The sequence below is a fragment of the Ramlibacter sp. GS1-15 genome (assembly GCF_057785015.1).
On record NZ_JBYNTU010000001.1, the window covers coordinates 157,015 to 175,000 of the forward strand.

Annotated in this window: 15 protein-coding genes, 1 rRNA gene and 1 pseudogene (1 of these 17 cut by a window edge); 8 read left to right on the forward strand and 9 right to left on the reverse strand. The window is 67.9% G+C overall.

Annotated features, from left to right (window positions below):
* The first annotated feature begins 9 nt into the window (after positions 1 to 9).
* The 4 genes from mdeB (at position 10) to AC3EF3_RS00815 (ending at position 4,286) form a co-directional block, all read left to right on the forward strand.
* Positions 10 to 2,601, forward strand: a complete 2,592-nt coding sequence (gene mdeB, locus AC3EF3_RS00800; RefSeq protein ID WP_488530260.1) for an alpha-ketoglutarate dehydrogenase — start codon at positions 10 to 12, stop codon at positions 2,599 to 2,601.
* A gap of 23 nt (positions 2,602 to 2,624) precedes the next feature.
* Positions 2,625 to 3,446, forward strand: coding sequence for a creatininase family protein (locus AC3EF3_RS00805; RefSeq protein ID WP_488530261.1), 822 nt, complete (start codon positions 2,625 to 2,627; stop codon positions 3,444 to 3,446).
* Positions 3,447 to 3,475: 29 nt separating this feature from the next.
* Positions 3,476 to 3,976, forward strand: a complete 501-nt coding sequence (locus AC3EF3_RS00810) for a CBS domain-containing protein (RefSeq protein ID WP_488530262.1) — start codon at positions 3,476 to 3,478, stop codon at positions 3,974 to 3,976.
* Between the two features lie 139 nt (positions 3,977 to 4,115).
* On the forward strand, positions 4,116 to 4,286 hold the full coding sequence (locus tag AC3EF3_RS00815; RefSeq protein ID WP_488530263.1) for a hypothetical protein: 171 nt from the start codon (positions 4,116 to 4,118) through the stop codon (positions 4,284 to 4,286).
* Positions 4,287 to 4,335: 49 nt separating this feature from the next.
* On the opposite strand, the gene AC3EF3_RS00820 is transcribed toward AC3EF3_RS00815, so the two are convergent.
* From AC3EF3_RS00820 to AC3EF3_RS00850, 7 genes and pseudogenes are all read right to left on the reverse strand, one after another.
* Positions 4,336 to 4,602 (reverse strand): KGG domain-containing protein, encoded by a 267-nt coding sequence (locus AC3EF3_RS00820; RefSeq protein ID WP_488530264.1) that lies wholly within the window; start codon positions 4,600 to 4,602, stop codon positions 4,336 to 4,338.
* Between the two features lie 153 nt (positions 4,603 to 4,755).
* Positions 4,756 to 5,142, reverse strand: a complete 387-nt coding sequence (locus tag AC3EF3_RS00825; RefSeq protein WP_488530265.1) for a thioredoxin family protein — start codon at positions 5,140 to 5,142, stop codon at positions 4,756 to 4,758.
* Between the two features lie 44 nt (positions 5,143 to 5,186).
* On the reverse strand, positions 5,187 to 5,858 hold the full coding sequence (locus AC3EF3_RS00830; protein ID WP_488530266.1) for a histidine phosphatase family protein: 672 nt from the start codon (positions 5,856 to 5,858) through the stop codon (positions 5,187 to 5,189).
* Between the two features lie 54 nt (positions 5,859 to 5,912).
* A pseudogene (locus AC3EF3_RS00835) lies at positions 5,913 to 6,604 on the reverse strand (VOC family protein).
* Complete coding sequence (locus AC3EF3_RS00840; protein WP_488530267.1) at positions 6,601 to 7,449, reverse strand: PhzF family phenazine biosynthesis protein; 849 nt, start codon at positions 7,447 to 7,449, stop codon at positions 6,601 to 6,603. Before AC3EF3_RS00840 ends, AC3EF3_RS00835 begins: the two are co-directional and overlap by 4 nt.
* Positions 7,450 to 7,457: 8 nt before the next feature.
* On the reverse strand, positions 7,458 to 8,078 hold the full coding sequence (locus tag AC3EF3_RS00845) for a glutathione S-transferase family protein (RefSeq protein ID WP_488530268.1): 621 nt from the start codon (positions 8,076 to 8,078) through the stop codon (positions 7,458 to 7,460).
* Positions 8,072 to 9,265 carry an aminotransferase-like domain-containing protein gene (locus AC3EF3_RS00850; RefSeq protein WP_488530269.1) on the reverse strand — a complete coding sequence of 398 codons (1,194 nt, stop codon included), beginning with the start codon at positions 9,263 to 9,265 and terminating at the stop codon, positions 8,072 to 8,074. The genes AC3EF3_RS00845 and AC3EF3_RS00850 overlap by 7 nt, the downstream gene beginning before the upstream one ends.
* Positions 9,266 to 9,398: 133 nt before the next feature.
* Here AC3EF3_RS00850 and AC3EF3_RS00855 point away from each other — a divergent pair, with 133 nt between their 5' ends.
* Positions 9,399 to 10,844, forward strand: coding sequence for an aminotransferase-like domain-containing protein (locus tag AC3EF3_RS00855; protein ID WP_488530270.1), 1,446 nt, complete (start codon positions 9,399 to 9,401; stop codon positions 10,842 to 10,844).
* Here AC3EF3_RS00855 and AC3EF3_RS00860 read toward each other — a convergent pair.
* On the reverse strand, positions 10,841 to 12,472 hold the full coding sequence (locus tag AC3EF3_RS00860) for a phospholipase D-like domain-containing protein (protein WP_488530271.1): 1,632 nt from the start codon (positions 12,470 to 12,472) through the stop codon (positions 10,841 to 10,843). The two genes, AC3EF3_RS00855 and AC3EF3_RS00860, sit on opposite strands and share 4 nt — an antisense overlap.
* A 72-nt stretch (positions 12,473 to 12,544) precedes the next feature.
* Positions 12,545 to 14,404: an ATP-binding cassette domain-containing protein gene (locus AC3EF3_RS00865; protein WP_488530272.1), complete on the reverse strand. Its 1,860-nt coding sequence runs from the start codon at positions 14,402 to 14,404 to the stop codon at positions 12,545 to 12,547.
* A 97-nt stretch (positions 14,405 to 14,501) separates the two neighbouring features.
* On the opposite strand from AC3EF3_RS00865, the gene AC3EF3_RS00870 reads away from it, so the two are divergent.
* From AC3EF3_RS00870 to AC3EF3_RS00880, 3 genes are all read left to right on the forward strand, one after another.
* The gene (locus tag AC3EF3_RS00870; protein ID WP_488533711.1) at positions 14,502 to 14,954 is read left to right on the forward strand and encodes a (2Fe-2S)-binding protein; all 453 of its coding nucleotides are present in this window, start codon (positions 14,502 to 14,504) and stop codon (positions 14,952 to 14,954) included.
* The gene (locus AC3EF3_RS00875) at positions 14,951 to 17,224 is read left to right on the forward strand and encodes a xanthine dehydrogenase family protein molybdopterin-binding subunit (protein WP_488530273.1); all 2,274 of its coding nucleotides are present in this window, start codon (positions 14,951 to 14,953) and stop codon (positions 17,222 to 17,224) included. Before AC3EF3_RS00870 ends, AC3EF3_RS00875 begins: the two co-directional genes overlap by 4 nt.
* A gap of 520 nt (positions 17,225 to 17,744) precedes the next feature.
* A 16S ribosomal RNA gene (locus AC3EF3_RS00880) occupies positions 17,745 to 17,986 on the forward strand (it continues 1,293 nt past the right edge of the window).

Genomic DNA, 17,986 nt, shown 5'->3' on the forward strand with positions numbered 1-17,986 from the left:
AGTGGCACCATGACCGACCAGAGCCTGACCCGCTTCCTCGCGCCCGCCGCGGGCACCGATCTCGACCCGGCCGAGACCGCCGAATGGCGCGAGGCGTTCCTGGCGCTCGTCGCGACCGAAGGGCCGGCCCGCGCGCGCTTCATCCTCGACCAGCTCGCGACGCTGGCCCGCGACCCGCGGGTCGCTTGGTCGCCCGAGCTCGTCACCCCGTACGTCAACACGATCCCGGTCGATGCACAACCGGCGTTCCCGGGCGACCTGGCGATCGAGGAAAAGCTCGGCTCCATCATGCGCTGGAACGCATTGGCGATGGTCGTGCGCGCCAATGCGGCGTTCGGCGAACTGGGTGGGCACATCGCCAGCTACGCCAGCGCGGCGGACCTGTTCGAGGTCGGCTTCAACCACTTCTTCCACACGCGCGACCTGGTGTTCTTCCAGCCGCACAGCGCGCCCGGCGTGTACGCGCGGGCCTTCCTCGAAGGGCGCCTCACCGACAGGGACCTGGCCCATTTCCGCCAGGAGATCACGGCGCCGCAGCACGATGCCCGGGGGCTCTCGAGCTATCCGCATCCGTGGCTGATGTCCGATTTCTGGCAGTTCCCCACCGGGTCGATGGGGATCGGCCCGATCAGCTCGATCTACCACGCGCGCTTCATGCGCTACCTCACGCACCGCGGCCTGCTCGATTGCGAAGGCCGCAAGGTCTGGGGCGTGTTCGGCGACGGCGAGATGGACGAACCCGAGAGCATGAGCGCGCTCACGCTGGCCTCGCGCGAGAAGCTGGACAACCTGGTCTGGGTGGTCAACTGCAACCTGCAGCGCCTCGATGGCCCCGTGCGCGGCAACGGCCGCATCGTCGACGAACTCGAGAAGCTGTTCCGCGGCGCCGGCTGGAACGTGATCAAGCTGTTGTGGGGCAGCGACTGGGATGGCCTGTTCGCACGCGACGTCACCCAGGCCTTGGCGCGGGCCTTCGCCCACACGGTCGACGGCCAGATGCAGACCTTCGCGGCCAAGGACGGGCGCTTCAACCGCGACAACTTCTTCGGCCAGAACGAGGAACTGGCGCGCCTGGCGCAAGGCATGACCGACGAGCAGATCGACCGCCTGAAGCGCGGCGGCCACGACCTGGTGAAGATCCACGCGGCCTACACGGCAGCCAGCCGGCACACCGGCACGCCCACCGTGATCCTCGCGCACACCAAGAAGGGCTACGGCATGGGCGCGGCCGGCCAGGGCCGCATGACGACGCACAGCCAGAAGAAGCTGGACGAGGCGGCGCTCATCGAGTTCCGCAACCGCTTCAACCTGCCGCTGTCGGACGAGCAGGCGAAAAACCTGGAGTTCTTCAAGCCGGCGGCGGACAGCGCGGAACTGAAGTACCTGCTGGAGCACCGGCAAGGGCTGGGCGGCTTCATGCCGGCGCGCAAGAGCGAAGCACCGCAGCTGCCGATTCCGGAACTCGACTCGTACGCGGCTTTCGCGACGGCCGCGGGCGGCAAGGAGATGTCGACGACGATGGCCTTCGTGCGCCTGCTCGGCGGCCTGCTCAAGGACCGGCAGCTCGGGCCGCGCATCGTGCCGATCGTGGCCGACGAGGCGCGCACGTTCGGCATGGCCAACCTGTTCAAGCAGGTGGGCATCTATTCGAGCGTGGGCCAGAAGTACGAGCCCGAGGACATCGGCTCGGTGCTGTCGTACCGCGAGGCACTGGACGGCCAGATCCTGGAAGAGGGCATCAGCGAAGCCGGCGCGATCGCCAGCTGGACGGCCGCGGCCACCAGCTACAGCGTGCACGGCTTTCCCATGCTGCCGTTCTACATCTACTACTCGATGTTCGGCTTCCAGCGCGTGGGTGATGCGATCTGGGCCGCGGCCGACCAGCGCGCCCGCGGCTTCCTGCTCGGCGCGACGTCGGGTCGCACCACGCTGGGTGGCGAAGGCCTTCAGCACCAGGACGGCTCCAGCCAGGTGGTCGCGGCGACCATCCCGAATTGCAAGTCCTGGGACCCGGCGTTCGCGGGCGAGATGGCGGTGATCATCGACCACGGCATGCGGGAGATGCTCGTCGACCAGCAGGATGTCTTCTACTACCTCACGCTGATGAACGAGAACTACGCGCAGCCCGACGTGCCGGCCGATGCGCGCGAGGGCATCGTACGCGGCGGCTACCGGTTCGGACGCTACGGCAAAGGGGCGCCGGAGGTGACGCTGCTCGGTTCGGGCGCGATCCTGACCGAGGTGATCAAGGCGGCCGAACAGCTCGCAGCCGGCGGCGTTGCCAGCGAGGTGTTCAGCATCACGAGCTGGACCGAACTGGCGCGTGACGGCCTGCACTGCGAGCAGCGGGCACTGCGCGGTGAGGGCCACACCACCCCCTGGTTGCACGAGCTGTTCGGGTCCTCGAAGGCGCCGATCGTCGGGGCGACGGATTATGTTCGGGCCTTGCCCGAGAGCATCCGCGCCTTCCTGCCGGCGGGCCGACGCTATCTCACGCTCGGCACCGACGGTTTCGGGCGCAGCGACACGCGCGCCGCCCTGCGCGCCTTCTTCGGCGTGGACGCGGCCAGCATCGCGGCCCACGCGAAACAGCTGCTCTAGAAGCCCCGGGGTAACATCCGCCCATGAGCCTTCCGCGCTTCTGGGCCGACCTCAAGACGACCGACTTCGCCGGCCTCGATGCCGCGCGCACGGTCGCCGTGTTGCCGCTCGGGGCGACCGAACAGCATGGCCCGCACCTGCCGCTCGCCGTGGACCATGCGCTGGTCGACGGCATCGTCGCGGCGGCGCTGCCCCAACTCCCGCCGGAGCTGCCCGTGCTGGTGCTGCCGACGCAAGCGATCGGCTACAGCCCCGAGCACGCGGCGTTCACCGGAACGCTCACCTTGCCGTACGAGGCCGTGCTCGCGACCTGGATCGCGATCGGCGAAGGCGTGGCGCGTGCGGGCGTGCGCAAGCTGCTCCTGTTCAACGCCCACGGCGGGCAGGTGAGCCTGATGGACATCGCGGCCCGCGAGCTGCGTACCCGCGGCCTCATCGTCTACAGCTGCAACTGGTGGAACCTGCCGCTGGGCGAGGCGGTGAACGGCCTCTTCAGCGCGCAGGAGCATCGCTTCGGCGTGCACGGCGGCGAGATCGAAACGTCGCTGATGCTGGCCTTGCGCGAAGGATCGGTCGCGATGGAGCACGCGCAGGACTTCGCGTCGGCGGCGCAGGACCGGGCGGCGCGCTATCCGATCCTGGGCAACGGGACCAGCGCCAAACTCGGCTGGCACATGCAGGACTACAACGCGCAAGGCGCTGCCGGCAACGCCAAGGCGGCCACCGCCGAGAAGGGGCGGGCCGTACTCGGGGCCGCGGCTGGGCAACTCGCTGCCTTGTTGCAGGAAATCTCCCGGTTGCCGCTGTCGATGCTCGCCGACAACCCGCCCGCCGCGCGCCGGTAGATTGGATCTCGAACGCAAAGGAGTTCGAGATGACGACCGTGGCAGAAGTGATGACTCGTGGCGTGCGCAGCATGGCGCCGCAGGACCCCGTGACCCTCGCCGCGCAGGCGATGGACGAACTGAACGTGGGTGTGATCCCGGTGTGCGAAGGCGACAAGGTGGTCGGCATGGTCACGGACCGCGACATCGTCGTGCGCGGCGTGGCGCAGAAAGCCGATACCCGGGCGATGAAGCTGACCGACGTCATGAGCACCGACGTGCGCTGCGCCCACGAGGACGACGACATCGACGAAGTGCTGGGCCAGATGGCGCAGACGCAGATCCGCCGCATGCCGGTGCTGGACCGCAGCGGGCACCTGGTGGGCATCGTCTCGCTGGGCGACATCGCCGCCAAGGACCCCGAGGACGAGCAGGACATCGCGCTGTCGCTGGGCGACATCTCCTCGCCCGCGGAGCCGGATCGCTCGAGCCAGTCGCAGGCGAGCGGTGCGGCTGGGGGCGGCAGTCCGAAGCCTCGCCAGCCGCACTGATCCCCCTGCTCAGCCGTGCATAGTTCACGCAAGGGCGTTGCCGGCGCGCAAAACGTCCCTGCGAATCCCGTGGACTGTGCTGTGTGTCACAGCGCGTTCATCGTGGCTTTTCTACACTCGGGGCATCCGAGGAACCACCATGCGCTTCGCCGCCGTCACGATGCCCAAGACCGAGCCCCAGCGCTCGCCGGCGGCAGAGTTCGTGCGGCGGCTGGTGAGCGGTGCGCAGAAGCAGGAAGGCGCGCCGGTGCAGAAGCAGGAGCCGCCTGCGGACCTCGACCAGCGGGTGCGCCTCATCGGCGAGTGGTAAAGAAAAAGGGCGCTTCGGCGCCCTTTCGCTTTCCTGGCGCGCGGCGCGTTCAGCCTTCGCTCAGCGAGCTGCGATTGCCGGACTGGGTGGACGATTCGGTGGCCTTGCGCGCGCGATTGCTGGCGCTGCGGGCCATGCCGCCCTTGCGCCCGGCTTCGCGTGCCTCGTCCGAGGTGAATTCATGGGCCGTGCCCTTCTCGTGTGCGGCGCGCCCGCCTTCGCTCGCGATCTCGCGCTGGCGCTGCGGGTCCATCGACGCGAACCCGCGATTCGATTTCTTCGAGCCGCCTTCGTTGCCCTGGTTGTTGGATGCCATGATCGGGATCTCCTGAATCCAAAATGCGGTTGAAACTACATGGCCGCATGCGTGCTTGCCATGGCCCGATTGAGCTTGCTAAACGATGTGCCTATCGTCAGGCGAGGAAGTCGCAAGGTGTAGGACTGAGCCTTGCCGCGTTACCAGCGGTTGCTATGGTTTCGGTAGCACACCGGCCTGCAGCCGCGCGAGCAGCGGGCTCGCCTCTGCTGATACAGGGGGGCGCGAAACTGCTTCATCTGTGCCCGTGTGCTTCAGGCTGCCCACCAGGCGCGACAGCTGGGCCGCCGATGGCTGGACCGGGCCGAGGAACAAGGCTTCGTCGCCCCGGCCGACCAGCACGGTGGGGAAGGTCTCGATGTCCACATCGCCCATGGCGTCGGACTCGTCCTCGACGTCGACCCACGCGAAATTCACGTCGGGCCGCGCAGCGGCGGTTTCATTGAAAGCCGTGCGCCACTCACGGCACACGTTGCACCATTCGGCGCACAGGCAGATCACCCACCAGGGCGATGAAGAGTCGCTGGATGCCTCGTCCATGCGGCCAGTTTAGCGTCCGGCGCATTCCTGGCGCTGCGCCGGGGTCAGGCGTAGGTGATCCAGTCGGCGTACTGCGGGTCGTCGAGATGCGGGATCGCGTTGTACATCACCAGCATCTGCCGCTTGGGCGTGAAGGCGAACTCCGTGACCGAGGTATTGCGGATACGCAGATTGAGTTCGATCGTCGTCTCCGGCGGCGTGCCCAGGACGTGGCCCACGGCGGTGGAGATCGGGCCGCCGCTGGTCACCATGAGGACGTTCTGGCCGTAATGGTTGGCCCGCACATGATCGAGGGCGCCCGCGACGCCGGCAACGAACTGCCGGTAGCTCGGCATGCCTGCGGGCTGCGCGTCGCCCGCCATCCACCTGGCGAGGCCGTCGCGCAGCAGGCGGAAATGATGTCGGACCATCTCGGGCGACGTCGGCCTCTCGAGCTTCTCGGGATGGATCGCGGCGATCACCGCGTCGGCGTCGTACTCGTTCAGGCCTTCCCACGACAGGTGCTCGCCCGCATGGCTCATGCCTTCGAGGATGCCTTCGAGCGTCTGCTTGTGGCGCCGCAGCGTGCCGGCGATGAGGCCGTCGAAGCGGATGCCCTTGTGCGCGAACCATTCACCCAGCCGAACGCTCTGCCGGCGACCGAGATCGCTCAGCTGGTCGTAGTCGTCGGCGCCGAACGAGGCCTGCCCGTGCCGCACCATGTAGAGGGTTCCCATGCGCGAATTCTGGAGGCGCGGCGCGGGCGCGCAAGTCGCAGCCGCGACGCTCTGCTACGGACGCGACAGGACGTCGGACGCGAGCCGCACGACGCCTTCGGGTGTCGCCAGCGTAGCGACGAGACTCGCATCGCCCGCGTGCACACGCAGCTGCGCGAGGCCGATCGCGTCGTAAGCCGCTTGCAGCCGCAGCGCCTGCGGATGCGCCACTTCGAACGATTGCAGCGTCACGCCACTCGCGGGCAGCGCATCGCAGGGATGCCCCTCCTCCCATTCGATCAGCGTGGGAAGCGCGCCGTCGAACAGCCGCTGACCGTCGGGGCGCACCGTGATCTTCCAGCGCAGCACGCCGCTGGACGTCGCACGTTCGGCTGTGACCGGCGCGCGCCGCATTCGATACCTTGCGTCGCAAGTGCATCGACGGCCGCAGCCGCATCGTCAGTACGCGCGACGAAGTGGATCAGGCGCGGGCCTCGCGCGAGCTGCGCGCGCAGGCGTTCATCGTCGAAATCGAACCAGCGGGCGCGGCCCGGCGCCGGTGCGGCGGGATTGATCGCGATCACCTCGAAATAGGCGCGCTCGAAACCCGGCGTGTCGATTCGAAACACGCGGTTATGCGTGCCCATCAGCGCGTGCTCCCCGCCGGCGGCCGGTTCGATCCCCAGCGTCTGGCGGCACCACGCGACGCCTTCATCCAGCGTCGCCGCGGCGAAGACGAGATGGTCGACGCGCGTGCTCGAGCTCACAGCAGCACGCTGCCCTCGATGCAGGTGACGGTCTGCCCCCCGATCCAGACCTGGTCGTGGCCGTCGCGCTCGACGTGCACGCGCCCGGCCCGACCGAGGCAGGCGCCTTGCGCCGCGACGTAGCGGGTGGGCATGTGGCCCTCATCCATCAGCCATTGCGCGAGGCTGGCATTCAGGCTGCCCGTGACGGGGTCCTCGGGAATCCCGACCGGCTCGGCGAAGGCGCGCACTTCGAGCATGGGCTCGCCCGCGCGGGCGTCGCGGTAGCGCGCGGCCACGCCGACCTTCTGTCCGCTCGCGCGCAAGGCCGCGCGGTCGGGCTTGATCGCGAGCACGGTCTGCGGATCATCGATGAGCAGCGCCAGCCACACTGGGCCGTTGTCCAGCGCCTGCGCCGCGATGACCTGGCTCGCCTTCAGGCCGAGCGCCGCAGCCACCTGGGCGAGCACGGCCGGGCTCGGCGCCGCGCGCTTCGAGGCGGGCGCCGCGAATGCGAGCCGTTCGCCGTCGCGCCGCAGGTTCACCAGGCCCTGCTTGCATTCCTGCACGATCAGGTCGCGCCGGCGCGGCTGGCCGCCCGCCCGCAGCCATGAGTCGCAGGTGCCCAGCGTCGGGTGGCCGGCAAAGGGCAGCTCGCCCCCGGGCGTGAAGATGCGCACGCGGTAGTCCGCGCCGTCGCTCGTCGGCGGCAGGACGAACGTGGTCTCCGACAAGTTCGTCCAGGCCGCGAAGTGCTGCATTTCCTCTTCGCTCAGACCGGTGCCGTCGAGCACCACCGCCAGCGGGTTGCCGCGGAAGGCCGCCGGCGTGAACACGTCGACCTGCTTGAAAGGGCGTTGTCGCATGGCAGCTCTCACGAAAGGGCGATGTCGAGGACGCCGCGTGCGGCGGGATTCGCGAGGATGCCCGCGTACCAGCGGTCGACGTGCGGCAAGGGGATTTGCGCGATCGGCAATGCGCGCCAGCGATGGATCTCGCAGGCGATCGGGATGTCGGCCATGCCGATGGCCTCGCCCGCCATGAAGGCCTGGCGCTGCAGGTGCGCATCGAGCACGCGCAGCAGCGGCTGCGTTGCGGCGATCGACTGCTCGACCAGCTGCGTCTGGCGGCGCTCGGCCGGTGTGCGCATCAACTGCACGAAGGCGTTGCGGCCGGCCGGGTTGAGGGTCGTTTGCTGCCAGTCCATCCAGCGCTCGGCGTCGAAGCGGCGTTCCAGGTCCTGCGGATACAGCCCCGCTGACGGATGCTTGGCGCACAGGTAGCGCACGATGACATTGGATTCCCAGAGCCGGAAGGCGCCGTCCTCGATGGTGGGCACCAGCGCGTTGGGATTCATCGCCAGGTACTCCGGCGTGCCCACGACGCCGAACTCATGGCCGGCATCGACGCGCTCGAACGGGACGCCGAGCCATTGCGCCGCCAGCACCACCTTGCGGACGTTGATCGAGGAAATGCGTCCCCAGATCTTCAGCATGGCGAGGCCTCCTTGATGGCCTGTGCCAGCGCGGCGATGCCGGTGTCGATCTGCTCGTGGGTCGCCGTCACGAACGACAGGCGCAGCGTGCGGGGGTCGGGTTCCTGTGCGTAGAACGGCGCGCCCGGCACGAACGCGACCCCCTTGTCGACGGCGCGCGGCAGCAGGTCGATCGCGTGGACGCCTGCGGGCAGGCGCGCCCACAGGAACATGCCGCCATCGGGCGTGTTCCACTGCACGTCCAGGTCCTTCATCTCGCGTGCCAGCGCGGCCAGCATCGCGTCGCGCTGCGACTTGTACATCGCGCGGATGGTCGGCACGTGCCGAGCGAGGAAGCCGTCCTTCATCACCTCGGCCACCATGCGCTGGTTGAAGCCGGGGCTGTGCAGGTCGGCCGCCTGCTTGGCCTGCAGCAGTTTCGGGAAAAGCGACTTCGGTGCGATCACGTATCCCAGGCGCAGGCCGGGCGCGAGCACCTTCGAGAACGAGCCCAGGTAGACGCAGCCTTCCGGGTTGCGCGCAGAAAGCGGCAGCGGCGGCGGGGCATCGAACCACAGGTCGCCGTACGGGTTGTCTTCGATGATCGGCAGGCCCAGTTCGCTGGCGCGGCGCGACAGCGCGTGCCGGCGCGCCTCGCTCATGGTGCGGCCGGTCGGGTTCTGGAAATTCGGCAGCAGGTACAGGAAGCGGGCGCCGTTCGCCGCATCCGTGAGCTGGTCGATGGCGATGCCTTCCGAATCGCTCGGCACGCCGACCACTTCGGGCTCCATCGGGGCGAAGGCCTGCAGGGCGCCCAGGTAAGTGGGCGTCTCCACGAGGATGCGCGAACCTGCGTCGATCAGCACCTTGGCGACAAGGTCCAGGCCCTGTTGCGAGCCGGTGGTGATCAGCACCTGCGCCGGATCGACCTTCCATGGCAGCATCGCGGCGACGGCTTCACGCAGCGGACCATAGCCTTCGCTCGCCGCGTACTGCAGGGCGCCCGGCCCGTCCCCCGCCAGCACCTTGTCGCAGGCCTCGCGGAAGGCCCCGACCGGGAAGGTCTTGGGCGAGGGCAGGCCGCCGGCGAAGCTGATGATGCCGGGCCGTTCCGTGACCTTCAGGATCTCGCGGATGACCGAGGGGTTCATCTTCTCGGCGCGGCGCGCGAGCACCCATGGCGTGTGTTGCAGGTCATTGAGTTTCATCGAGGGGCTCCGGGGGTCGGCTTGCTTTGGGATGCGGACCACTGTAACCTGCGCACCAGTACACGACCAATACAGTTGGTCGGATCAGTTCGCCATCTGTACTGGTCGCAACGGCAATACACGAAGGACCCCCATGCTGATGAAGGCTTCCTCGCTGTCGCTCACCGAGCAGCTGTCGGCCCGGTTCGCGCAGCGCATCCGCGACCGGCTGCTGGCGCCCGGCGCGCGACTGCCCTCGGTGCGTCAGTGCGCGCAGCAGCATCGCGTGAGCCCGTCGACGGTGGTCGCCGCTTACGACCAGCTGCTGGCGCAAGGCCTGGTCGAGGCGCGCAAGAACCGCGGCTTCTTCGTGCGCGAAAGCCGCGCGGAGCCGGCCGAGCCCGCGCCCGCCGAGCGGGCCGAGGCCTTCAACGCGTGGACCACCGCCACCGGTTTTGCGGCGACGCGCCCGTACGCGCCGATCGACGCGACGGCCTTGATCCGCGGCATGTTCCACAAGATCAGCCACAAGCCGCAGCCCGGCATGGGCGCGTTCCCGCCCGAGTGGCTCGAATCGACCTTCATGCCGGCGGCCGTGCGCAAGGTGACGGGCACGCGCGCGTTGCAGGAGTTCTCGCTGCAATACGGCGAGCCGCACGGCGATGCGGGCCTGCGGCGCGTGCTGTCGCAGAAGCTCACGTCGTTGAATATCCATGCCGCGCCGGAGAACATCATCACGACGGTGGGCGCGACGCACGCACTGGACATCGTGAGCCGCACGCTGCTGCGGCCGGGCGAGCACGTCATGGTGGAGGAGCCGGGCTGGGCCGTGGAGTTCGCGCGCCTGCATGCCTTGGGCATGCGCCTGCTGCCGGTGCCGCGCCGTGCGGACGGACCGGACCTGGAGGTGATGGCGCGCTACTGCGAAGTCCACCAGCCCAAGCTGTACGTGAGCGTGAGCGTGTTCCACAACCCGACGGGTTACTGCCTCACGCCGGGCAGCGCGCACCGCGTGCTGCAGCTGGCGAACCAGCACAACTTCCACATCGTCGAGGACGACACGTACAGCCACATCGCGCCCGAGCACGCCACGCGCCTGTGCGCGCTGGATGGCCTGCAGCGCACGATCCACGTCAGCGGCTTCGCGAAGATCCTCGCGCCCAACTGGCGGGTGGGCTTTCTCGCGGCGCATCCGTCGCTGGTCGAGCAGTTGCTGGACACGAAGCTGCTCGCGACCCTGACGACGCCGGCGTTGCTGGAAAGGGCGCTGGCCTTGTGCATCGAGCAGGGCCAGTTGCGCCGTCATGCCGAGCGCATCCGCACGCGGCTGGACCAGGCGCGCAGCCGCAGCGTGAAGCTGGCGCTCAATGCGGGCTGCCGGTTCGCCGCGGAGCCGGCCGGCCTGTTCGGCTGGGTCGACACCGGGGTCGACACCGACGCGCTCGCCCAGCGCATGCTCGACGAGGGCTACCTGCTTGCGCCCGGCGCCCTGTTCCATGCCGACCGCAAGCCCTCCACCCTGATGCGCATCAACTTCGCGACGACGCAGGACGCGGCGTTCTGGAAAAAGTACGCCGAGGTGGTGAGGAAGATGCGCTAGAGCATCTCGTCGGGCGCGAACGGCGCGATGGCCCCGGCCAGCAGCCGCTGCTTCAGCGTGGCACCCGGCTCGCTCGTCGTGTCCCTGAACGGTGCGCCCGGTGGCGCTCGCCAGACGACGCGCCTGTGGTCGAGCTCCAGGCGATACGCACCATGGTCCATCATGTCCTCGACCTGCGCGGTGGCCGCCCGGGTGAACGAGCCGCTGCGGATCAGGAGCGCCACTTCGCTGTTCTTGCTGCGCGAGCGCAAGTCGAGGTTCATCGAGCCGATCACCGCGAGGCGGCCGTCGATGAACACGGCCTTCGAGTGCAGGCTCGCGCGAGAGCCATAGCCCTTCGAGCCGCCGCCGGCGGAGCCCAGCCCCCCGTTGCCGCTGCCGCCACCGGCCGGCTGGTCAGCCCGCAGTTCGTGAAGCTCCACACCCGCAGCCAGCAGCTCCCGGCGGTAGCGCACGTACCCGGCATGCGCAGCCGGCGCGTCGGTCGAAGCCAGCGAGTTGGTCAGCACGCGCACGCGAACGCCGCGTTCCTTGAGGCGCTTCAGGCGATCCATCATCAGCGTGCCCGGCACGAAATACGCGGACACGATCAGCACGTCCTGCCGCGCACCGTCGACGAGCTGCAGCAGGCCATCGACCACCGTGTCGCCTGCGTTGACCTCGTCGTCGTCCGGGCCGATCTTGCCGGGCTGGTCCTGCAGCAGCACGGCCGGGGCCCAGGTGAAGCGCAAGTTGCGCAGGTCGAACGGCCTCGCGCCTGTGCCCGAGGGGTGAGCCGGCGCAACGTCGGGCAGAACCCTGCCCGGCTGCGATGCGGCCGCGCTGGGCAGGGCCGGAGCGCGCGAGGAGTCGTTTCCGCCGCTTTGCACCGCCGGATTGCGAAGGCGCTCGAGCTCGTCCGGACTGACGAGGGACTGCACGGGGTAGGCGAGATCGTCGTTCCAGTACCGGTCGAAGCTCGCTTCCATGTCTCGCACGACGCGACCGGCCGCGAGCACGTCGATATCGACGAAGTTGCTCTTGCCGTCGGTGCCGAAATACGCGTCGCCGAGGTTGCGGCCGCCGGTGATGCCCAGGGCGCCGTCCACGAGGAACAACTTGTTGTGCATGCGCTTGGCGATGCGCTCGGCATCGTGCGCCGAGACGACGAGTCGCCCGATCAGCGACTCGCGCGGGCCGGACAGCGGGTTGAAGAGCCGAATTTCCACGTTCGGCTCGAACGCGAGCCGCAGCACCTGGGCGTCCTTGCCTACGGTATTGAAATCATCGAGCAGCACGCGGATATGCACGCCCCGCTGCGCGGCACGCCGCAACTCCTCCAGCAGCACCTCGGTGCTGCCGTCCGCGTGGATGGCGTAGTACTGCAGGTCGACGCTACGTTGCGCGGCGCGGATCAATGCCAGGCGGGCGCCGTAGGCCGCGTCGACACCGTCCAGCAGCACGAAACCCGAGTCGCTTCGCCCGCGGTCTTGGCTGCGGCGCTGCACGACCAGTTGGCCCAACGCGGTCTGCTCCGGCGCGGCAAAGGCCTGCGAGGCCGTGCGTTGCACGTTCGCCGGCAAGCTGGCGCAACCGGCGGCCCAGCACCCGAGCAGCAATGCGACGATCCAGCAGCGCCAGGATTTCATCGAGGCCCACTCTGCTCTTCAGCGGGGCGGCGACAGGTCAGCTTTGGCCGCGAGCCAGTGACGGACGAAATCTCAACCGGGCGTGCTGCCCAGCGCTTCCCAGCGTTCCAGCGCCGCGAGCAGCTCGTCCTCGATCTGCGCACTGCGCCCGGCAAGGCTCGCGGCGCGCGCGGGATCGCTCACGTACAGGCCGCCGTCGGCCAACTCGTCGTGAATCGCCTTCTGCTCCTGCTCGAGCTCGTCGATGAGCCCGGGCAAGGCTTCGAGCTCACGCTGCTCCTTGTAGCTCAGCTTGCGCTTCGTGCCCGGCGCGCGCGCCGCGGCGGCCTTGGCGGGCGCGGGCGTGGAAAGCGGTGCCGCGAGCGCACTCGCACGCCGCGATTGCGTGAGCCAATCCTCCACGCCGCCTTCGTATTCGCGCCAGCGGCCTTCGCCTTCGAACACGATCGTGCTCGTGACCACGTTGTCGAGGAAGCTGCGGTCGTGGCTGACCAGGAACACCGTCCCCTCGTAGTCCTGCAGCAGGTCCTCCAGCAGTTCGAGCGTGTCGATATCCAGGTCGTTGGTGGGCTCGTCGAGGACCAGCACGTTGGCGGGCCGCGCGAACAGGCGCGCGAGCAGCAGCCGGTTGCGCTCGCCTCCGGAGAGCGAGCGCACCGGCGAGGCCGAGCGCGCCGGCGAGAACAGGAAATCGCCCAAGTAGCTTTTCACGTGCTTGCGCTGTCGGCCGATCTCGATCCATTCGCTGCCCGGGCTGATGAAGTCCTCCAGCGTCGCGTCGAGGTCGAGCGCTTCGCGCATCTGGTCGTAATAAGCGACCTGAAGGTTCGCGCCCTGGCGCACTTTGCCGGCCTCGGGCGCGAGTTCGCCGAGAATCAGTTTGAGCAACGTCGTCTTGCCGGCGCCGTTCGGCCCGATCAGGCCCACCTTGTCACCGCGCAGGATCGTCGCGCTGAAATCGCGCACGACGGCCTTGTCGCCGAACGATTTCGCCACGTGCGCCAGTTCGGCGACGATCCTGCCGCTCGGAACGCCCGTAGCGACGTCGAGCTTCACGCTGCCGAGCGCGTCGCGCCGTGCCGCGCGCGTGGCGCGCAAACGCTGCAGCCGCGAAATGCGCCCCTGCGCGCGCGTGCGCCGGGCCTCCACGCCCTTGCGCACCCACACTTCTTCCTGCGCCAGCAGCTTGTCGGCTTTCGCATTGATCACCGCTTCCTGCGCGAGCTGTTCTTCCTTCTGCTGCTGGTAGCGCGAGAAGTTGCCCGGGTAGGAAAGCAGCCTGCCGCGGTCGAGTTCGACGATGCGGGTGGCCACGCGGTCGAGGAAGCTGCGATCGTGCGTGATCGTGACCACGCTGCCGCGGAACGCGATCAGCAGGTCCTCCAGCCATTCGATCGAATCGATGTCCAGGTGGTTGGTCGGCTCGTCCAGCAGCAGCACGTCCGGGCGGCGCACCAGCGCCTGGGCAAGCGCGACGCGCTTCTTCATACCGCCGGACAACGCGGCGATGTGCGCATCGCCCGCGAGATGCAGCCGTTGCAGCGTTTCCTGCACACGCCGCTCCCAATGCCAGCCGTCGCGCGCTTCGATCGCACGCTGCAGCGCGTCGAGTTCGCCGCGCCCATGGGTGTAGTCGTCGATCAGGGCGAGCACGTCGGCCAGGCCTGAACGGACCGCGTCGAAGACGGTGTCGTCTGCTTCGAACACAGGCTCCTGCGGAACGTAAGCAACCGTGAGACCTTGCTGAAGCTGCAACGTGCCGTCGTCGACACGCTCCAGCCCCGCCAGGATCTTGAGCAGCGACGACTTGCCGGCGCCATTGCGGCCGATCAGGCCGACGCGCTCGCCGGCCTCCAGCGAGAAATCGGCGTGATCGAGCAGGGCGACGTGGCCGAACGCGAGCTGCGCATCGAGCAGGGTAATGAGGGCCATGGAGCGGGCGATTATCGGCTCGCTGCTGGAGGGGCGCCCCTATCACCGCAGCTCGGCCGTCGATATAGTGGCCCGGCTACGCACGAGGAGGACAGCTTTGGAACTGCAGATCAACGGCAAGCCGGTGACGGTCGACGCGGAAACCGAGATGCCGCTCTTGTGGGTGTTGCGGGACCTGCTCGGCCTGACAGGCACGAAATTCGGCTGCGGCGTCGCGGCTTGCGGCGCGTGCACGGTGCGCGTCGACGGCCAGGCGGTGCGCTCGTGCGTCACGCCGGCCGGCAGCATCGTGGGCAAGAAAATCCAGACCATCGAAGCCTTGGGCGCGCCGGGCAAGCCGCATCCCTTGCAGGCTGCATGGATCGCGGAGCAGGTCCCTCAATGCGGTTACTGCCAGAGCGGCATGCTGATGGCCGCCGCGGCCCTGCTCGAGAAAACGCCGAAGCCCACCGACGCCCAGATCGATGAGGCGATCACGAACCTCTGCCGCTGCGGCACCTACCAGCGCGTGAAGGCGGCGATCAGGCGCGCGGCGGGGATCAAGGGATGAAACGCCGAAGCTTGTTGATGAGCGCGGCGGGCCTGGCCGGCGCTCTGGTCGTCGGCTGGGGCGTGTTGCCGCAGCGCTCGCGCCTGGGCCGCGGCAACAACATGTTGCCCGGCGAGAGTGAGTTCGCGCTGAACGGCTGGATCAAGATCGCATCCGACGGCACGGTGATCCTGGCGATGCCGCGCAGCGAAATGGGCCAGGGCGTGCACACGGCGCTGCCGATGCTGGCGGCCGAAGAGCTCGACGTGCCGCTTGCGTCGATGCGGATCGAGCAGGCGGGCGCCGACACGATCTACGGCAACGTGGCGATGCTGCTGGGCAACTTGCCCTTCCATCCGTCGGACGAAGACAGCGAAGACGGCTTCACGCGCGCCAAAGTGAAGGCGGCGCATTGGATGGTCGGCAAGGTCGCGCGCGAGATCGGGATCAACGCCACGGGCGGGTCGTCGAGCATCGCCGACGCATGGATGTCGGTGCGCGAAGCCGCCGCGACGGCGCGGGCTTCGCTGCTCGGCGCGGCCTCGCTGCAATGGCGATTGCCGGTCGAAGAGCTGTCGGTGAAGGACGGCGTCATCACGCATTCCTCCGGCAAGAGCGCCGGCTACGGGGAGATGGCGAAGTTCGCCTCCGCCACGCCGCCGGGCACCGTGCACCTGAAGGTTCCCGAAGACTGGAAGCTGATCGGCCGGCCCGCTGCTCGCCTCGATGTGCCGCAGAAGGTGGACGGGACGGCGCGCTTCGGCATCGACGTGCGGATGCCCGGCATGAAGTTCGCGGCCCTGCGGCTGTGCCCGATGATCGGCGGCTCGCCGGGGGCCATCGATGCGGAGGCGGCACTGCGCATGCCAGGCGTCGAGCGGATCGTCATGTTGCCGGCCTACGCGGGATCGACGGCCGGGTTCGCGGTGGTCGGCAGGAGTTACTGGCATGCGCAGCGCGCGGCGCAGGCGGTGCGGGTGCAATGGGAGCAGCGCCCGGCCGGTGGGCTGGATTCGCCACGCATCGAGGCGGACCTCCATGCCGCGGTGCTGGACCGCGAAGGTCACGTTTTCCACGCAGCGGGTGACGCGACCACTGCCGAGCTGCGGGCCGCCCGGCGGATCGAGGCGTGGTATCGCGCGCCCTACCTTGCGCACGCCACGCTGGAGCCGATGAACTGCACGGCCCGGGTGGCTGGCGGAAAAGTGGAGGTCTGGGCCCCGACGCAAGTCCCCGAGATGTGTCGTGCGATGGCGGCTCGGGTCGCAGGTGTCGGGACGGAGCAGGTCGACCTGCATGTCACCTTGCTGGGCGGCGGCTTCGGCCGGCGGCTCGAGGTGGACTATGTTGCTTTCGCCGTGCGCGTGGCCCTCGATTGCGGGGGCGCACCCGTGCAATTGGTCTGGTCGCGCGAACAGGACATGACCCACGATTTCTACCGTCCGATGCACGTCGCGATGCTGCGCGCCTCGGTCGACGAGCGGGGCGGCGTGACGAGCTTGCGGATCAAGTCGGCGGGCGACGCGATCTCGCCGCGCTGGCTCGAGCGTGGCATGCCCTCACTGGCAGGCCCGGTGGACGCGCCGGACAAGACGACCGCGGAAGGCCTCTTCGATCTGCCCTACGGGTTCGCTCACCAGCACATGGAGCATGTCGCGACGCACATGGGCGTGCCGGTCGGCTTCTGGCGATCGGTGGGTCATTCGCACAATGCATTCATTTCCGAATCCTTCATCGACGAGCTCGCGTTCGAGACCAGGCAGGATCCAGTGCAGTTCAGGCGCGAATGGTTGAGGCATGCGCCGCGCCACCTCGCGGTGCTGGACTTGGCAGTGGAGAAATCCGGCTGGGGAAGAGCCCTGCCTTCCGGTCGAGCACGGGGCGTGGCCTTGCATGAGTCGTTCGGTTCGATCGTCGCGCAGGTTGCCGAGGTTTCGATCGAGGCGGGCCTGCCGCGCGTGCATCGGGTGACCTGCGCGGTGGATTGCGGTGTGGTCGTCAATCCCAATATCGTGTCTCAGCAGATGGAGGGCGCGGTTGTGTTCGCCTTGAGCGCGGCATTGCACGGGCGAATCGACATCCGCGAAGGCGCGGTGCAGCAGGGGAACTTCCCGGCGTATCCGCTGGTCAAGTTGGGTCAGGCGCCGCAAGTGGAAACCTGGTTCATGCCGAGTCGGCGTCCGCCGGGCGGTGTGGGCGAGCCGGGTGTGCCGCCGCTGGCGCCGGCAGTGGCGAACGCGCTGTTCGCGTTGACGGGCAAGCGCCACCGGTCACTGCCGCTCGCCGGCTGAGGCGCGGAGCGACCTGCAAAATTTTGTGAGGCTGGCCAAGTCCGGTTTTCCCGTGCTATAGTTGCGGGCTCTGCTCAACACGGCAGCGAAATTCGCCAAGCGATTCGCAGCAGGTGTGGGGCAGATGAAACAGGGTGCTGCGAGTTGACCAGGGAGTAAAACCTGGTATAGAATTCAAGGCTCTGCTGAAAACGGCGCAACGAAAACGCAAGACGAATTCGAAGCGAGGCGAAATCGGCAGAAACCCTAAAGGTTGACAGGCCTTCAAAAAATCTGTTAGACTACAAGGCTTCGCTGATCGCAGCAAAGCAAGCGGAAAACGGAAGCAAAGCGCTGAAGTTCGAAGCGGTTCATTAAAAACATACAGCCGATAAGCGTGGGCGTTTGATGGCGATTGCCAGTTCTTCGGAACAAATCAAACGCTCATAAGTAAGAGACAGGAAATTGAGAAATCAATTCCTTGTCGATTCCAAATGAGTGGCCCTGAAGTCCTCGGACCCAAGGGCAAAAATTCAAGATCGAACTGTAGAGTTTGATCCTGGCTCAGATTGAACGCTGGCGGAATGCTTTACACATGCAAGTCGAACGGCAGCACGGGGGCAACCCTGGTGGCGAGTGGCGAACGGGTGAGTAATACATCGGAACGTGCCCAGTCGTGGGGGATAACTACGCGAAAGCGTAGCTAATACCGCATACGATCTACGGATGAAAGCGGGGGATCGCAAGACCTCGCGCGATTGGAGCGGCCGATGGCAGATTAGG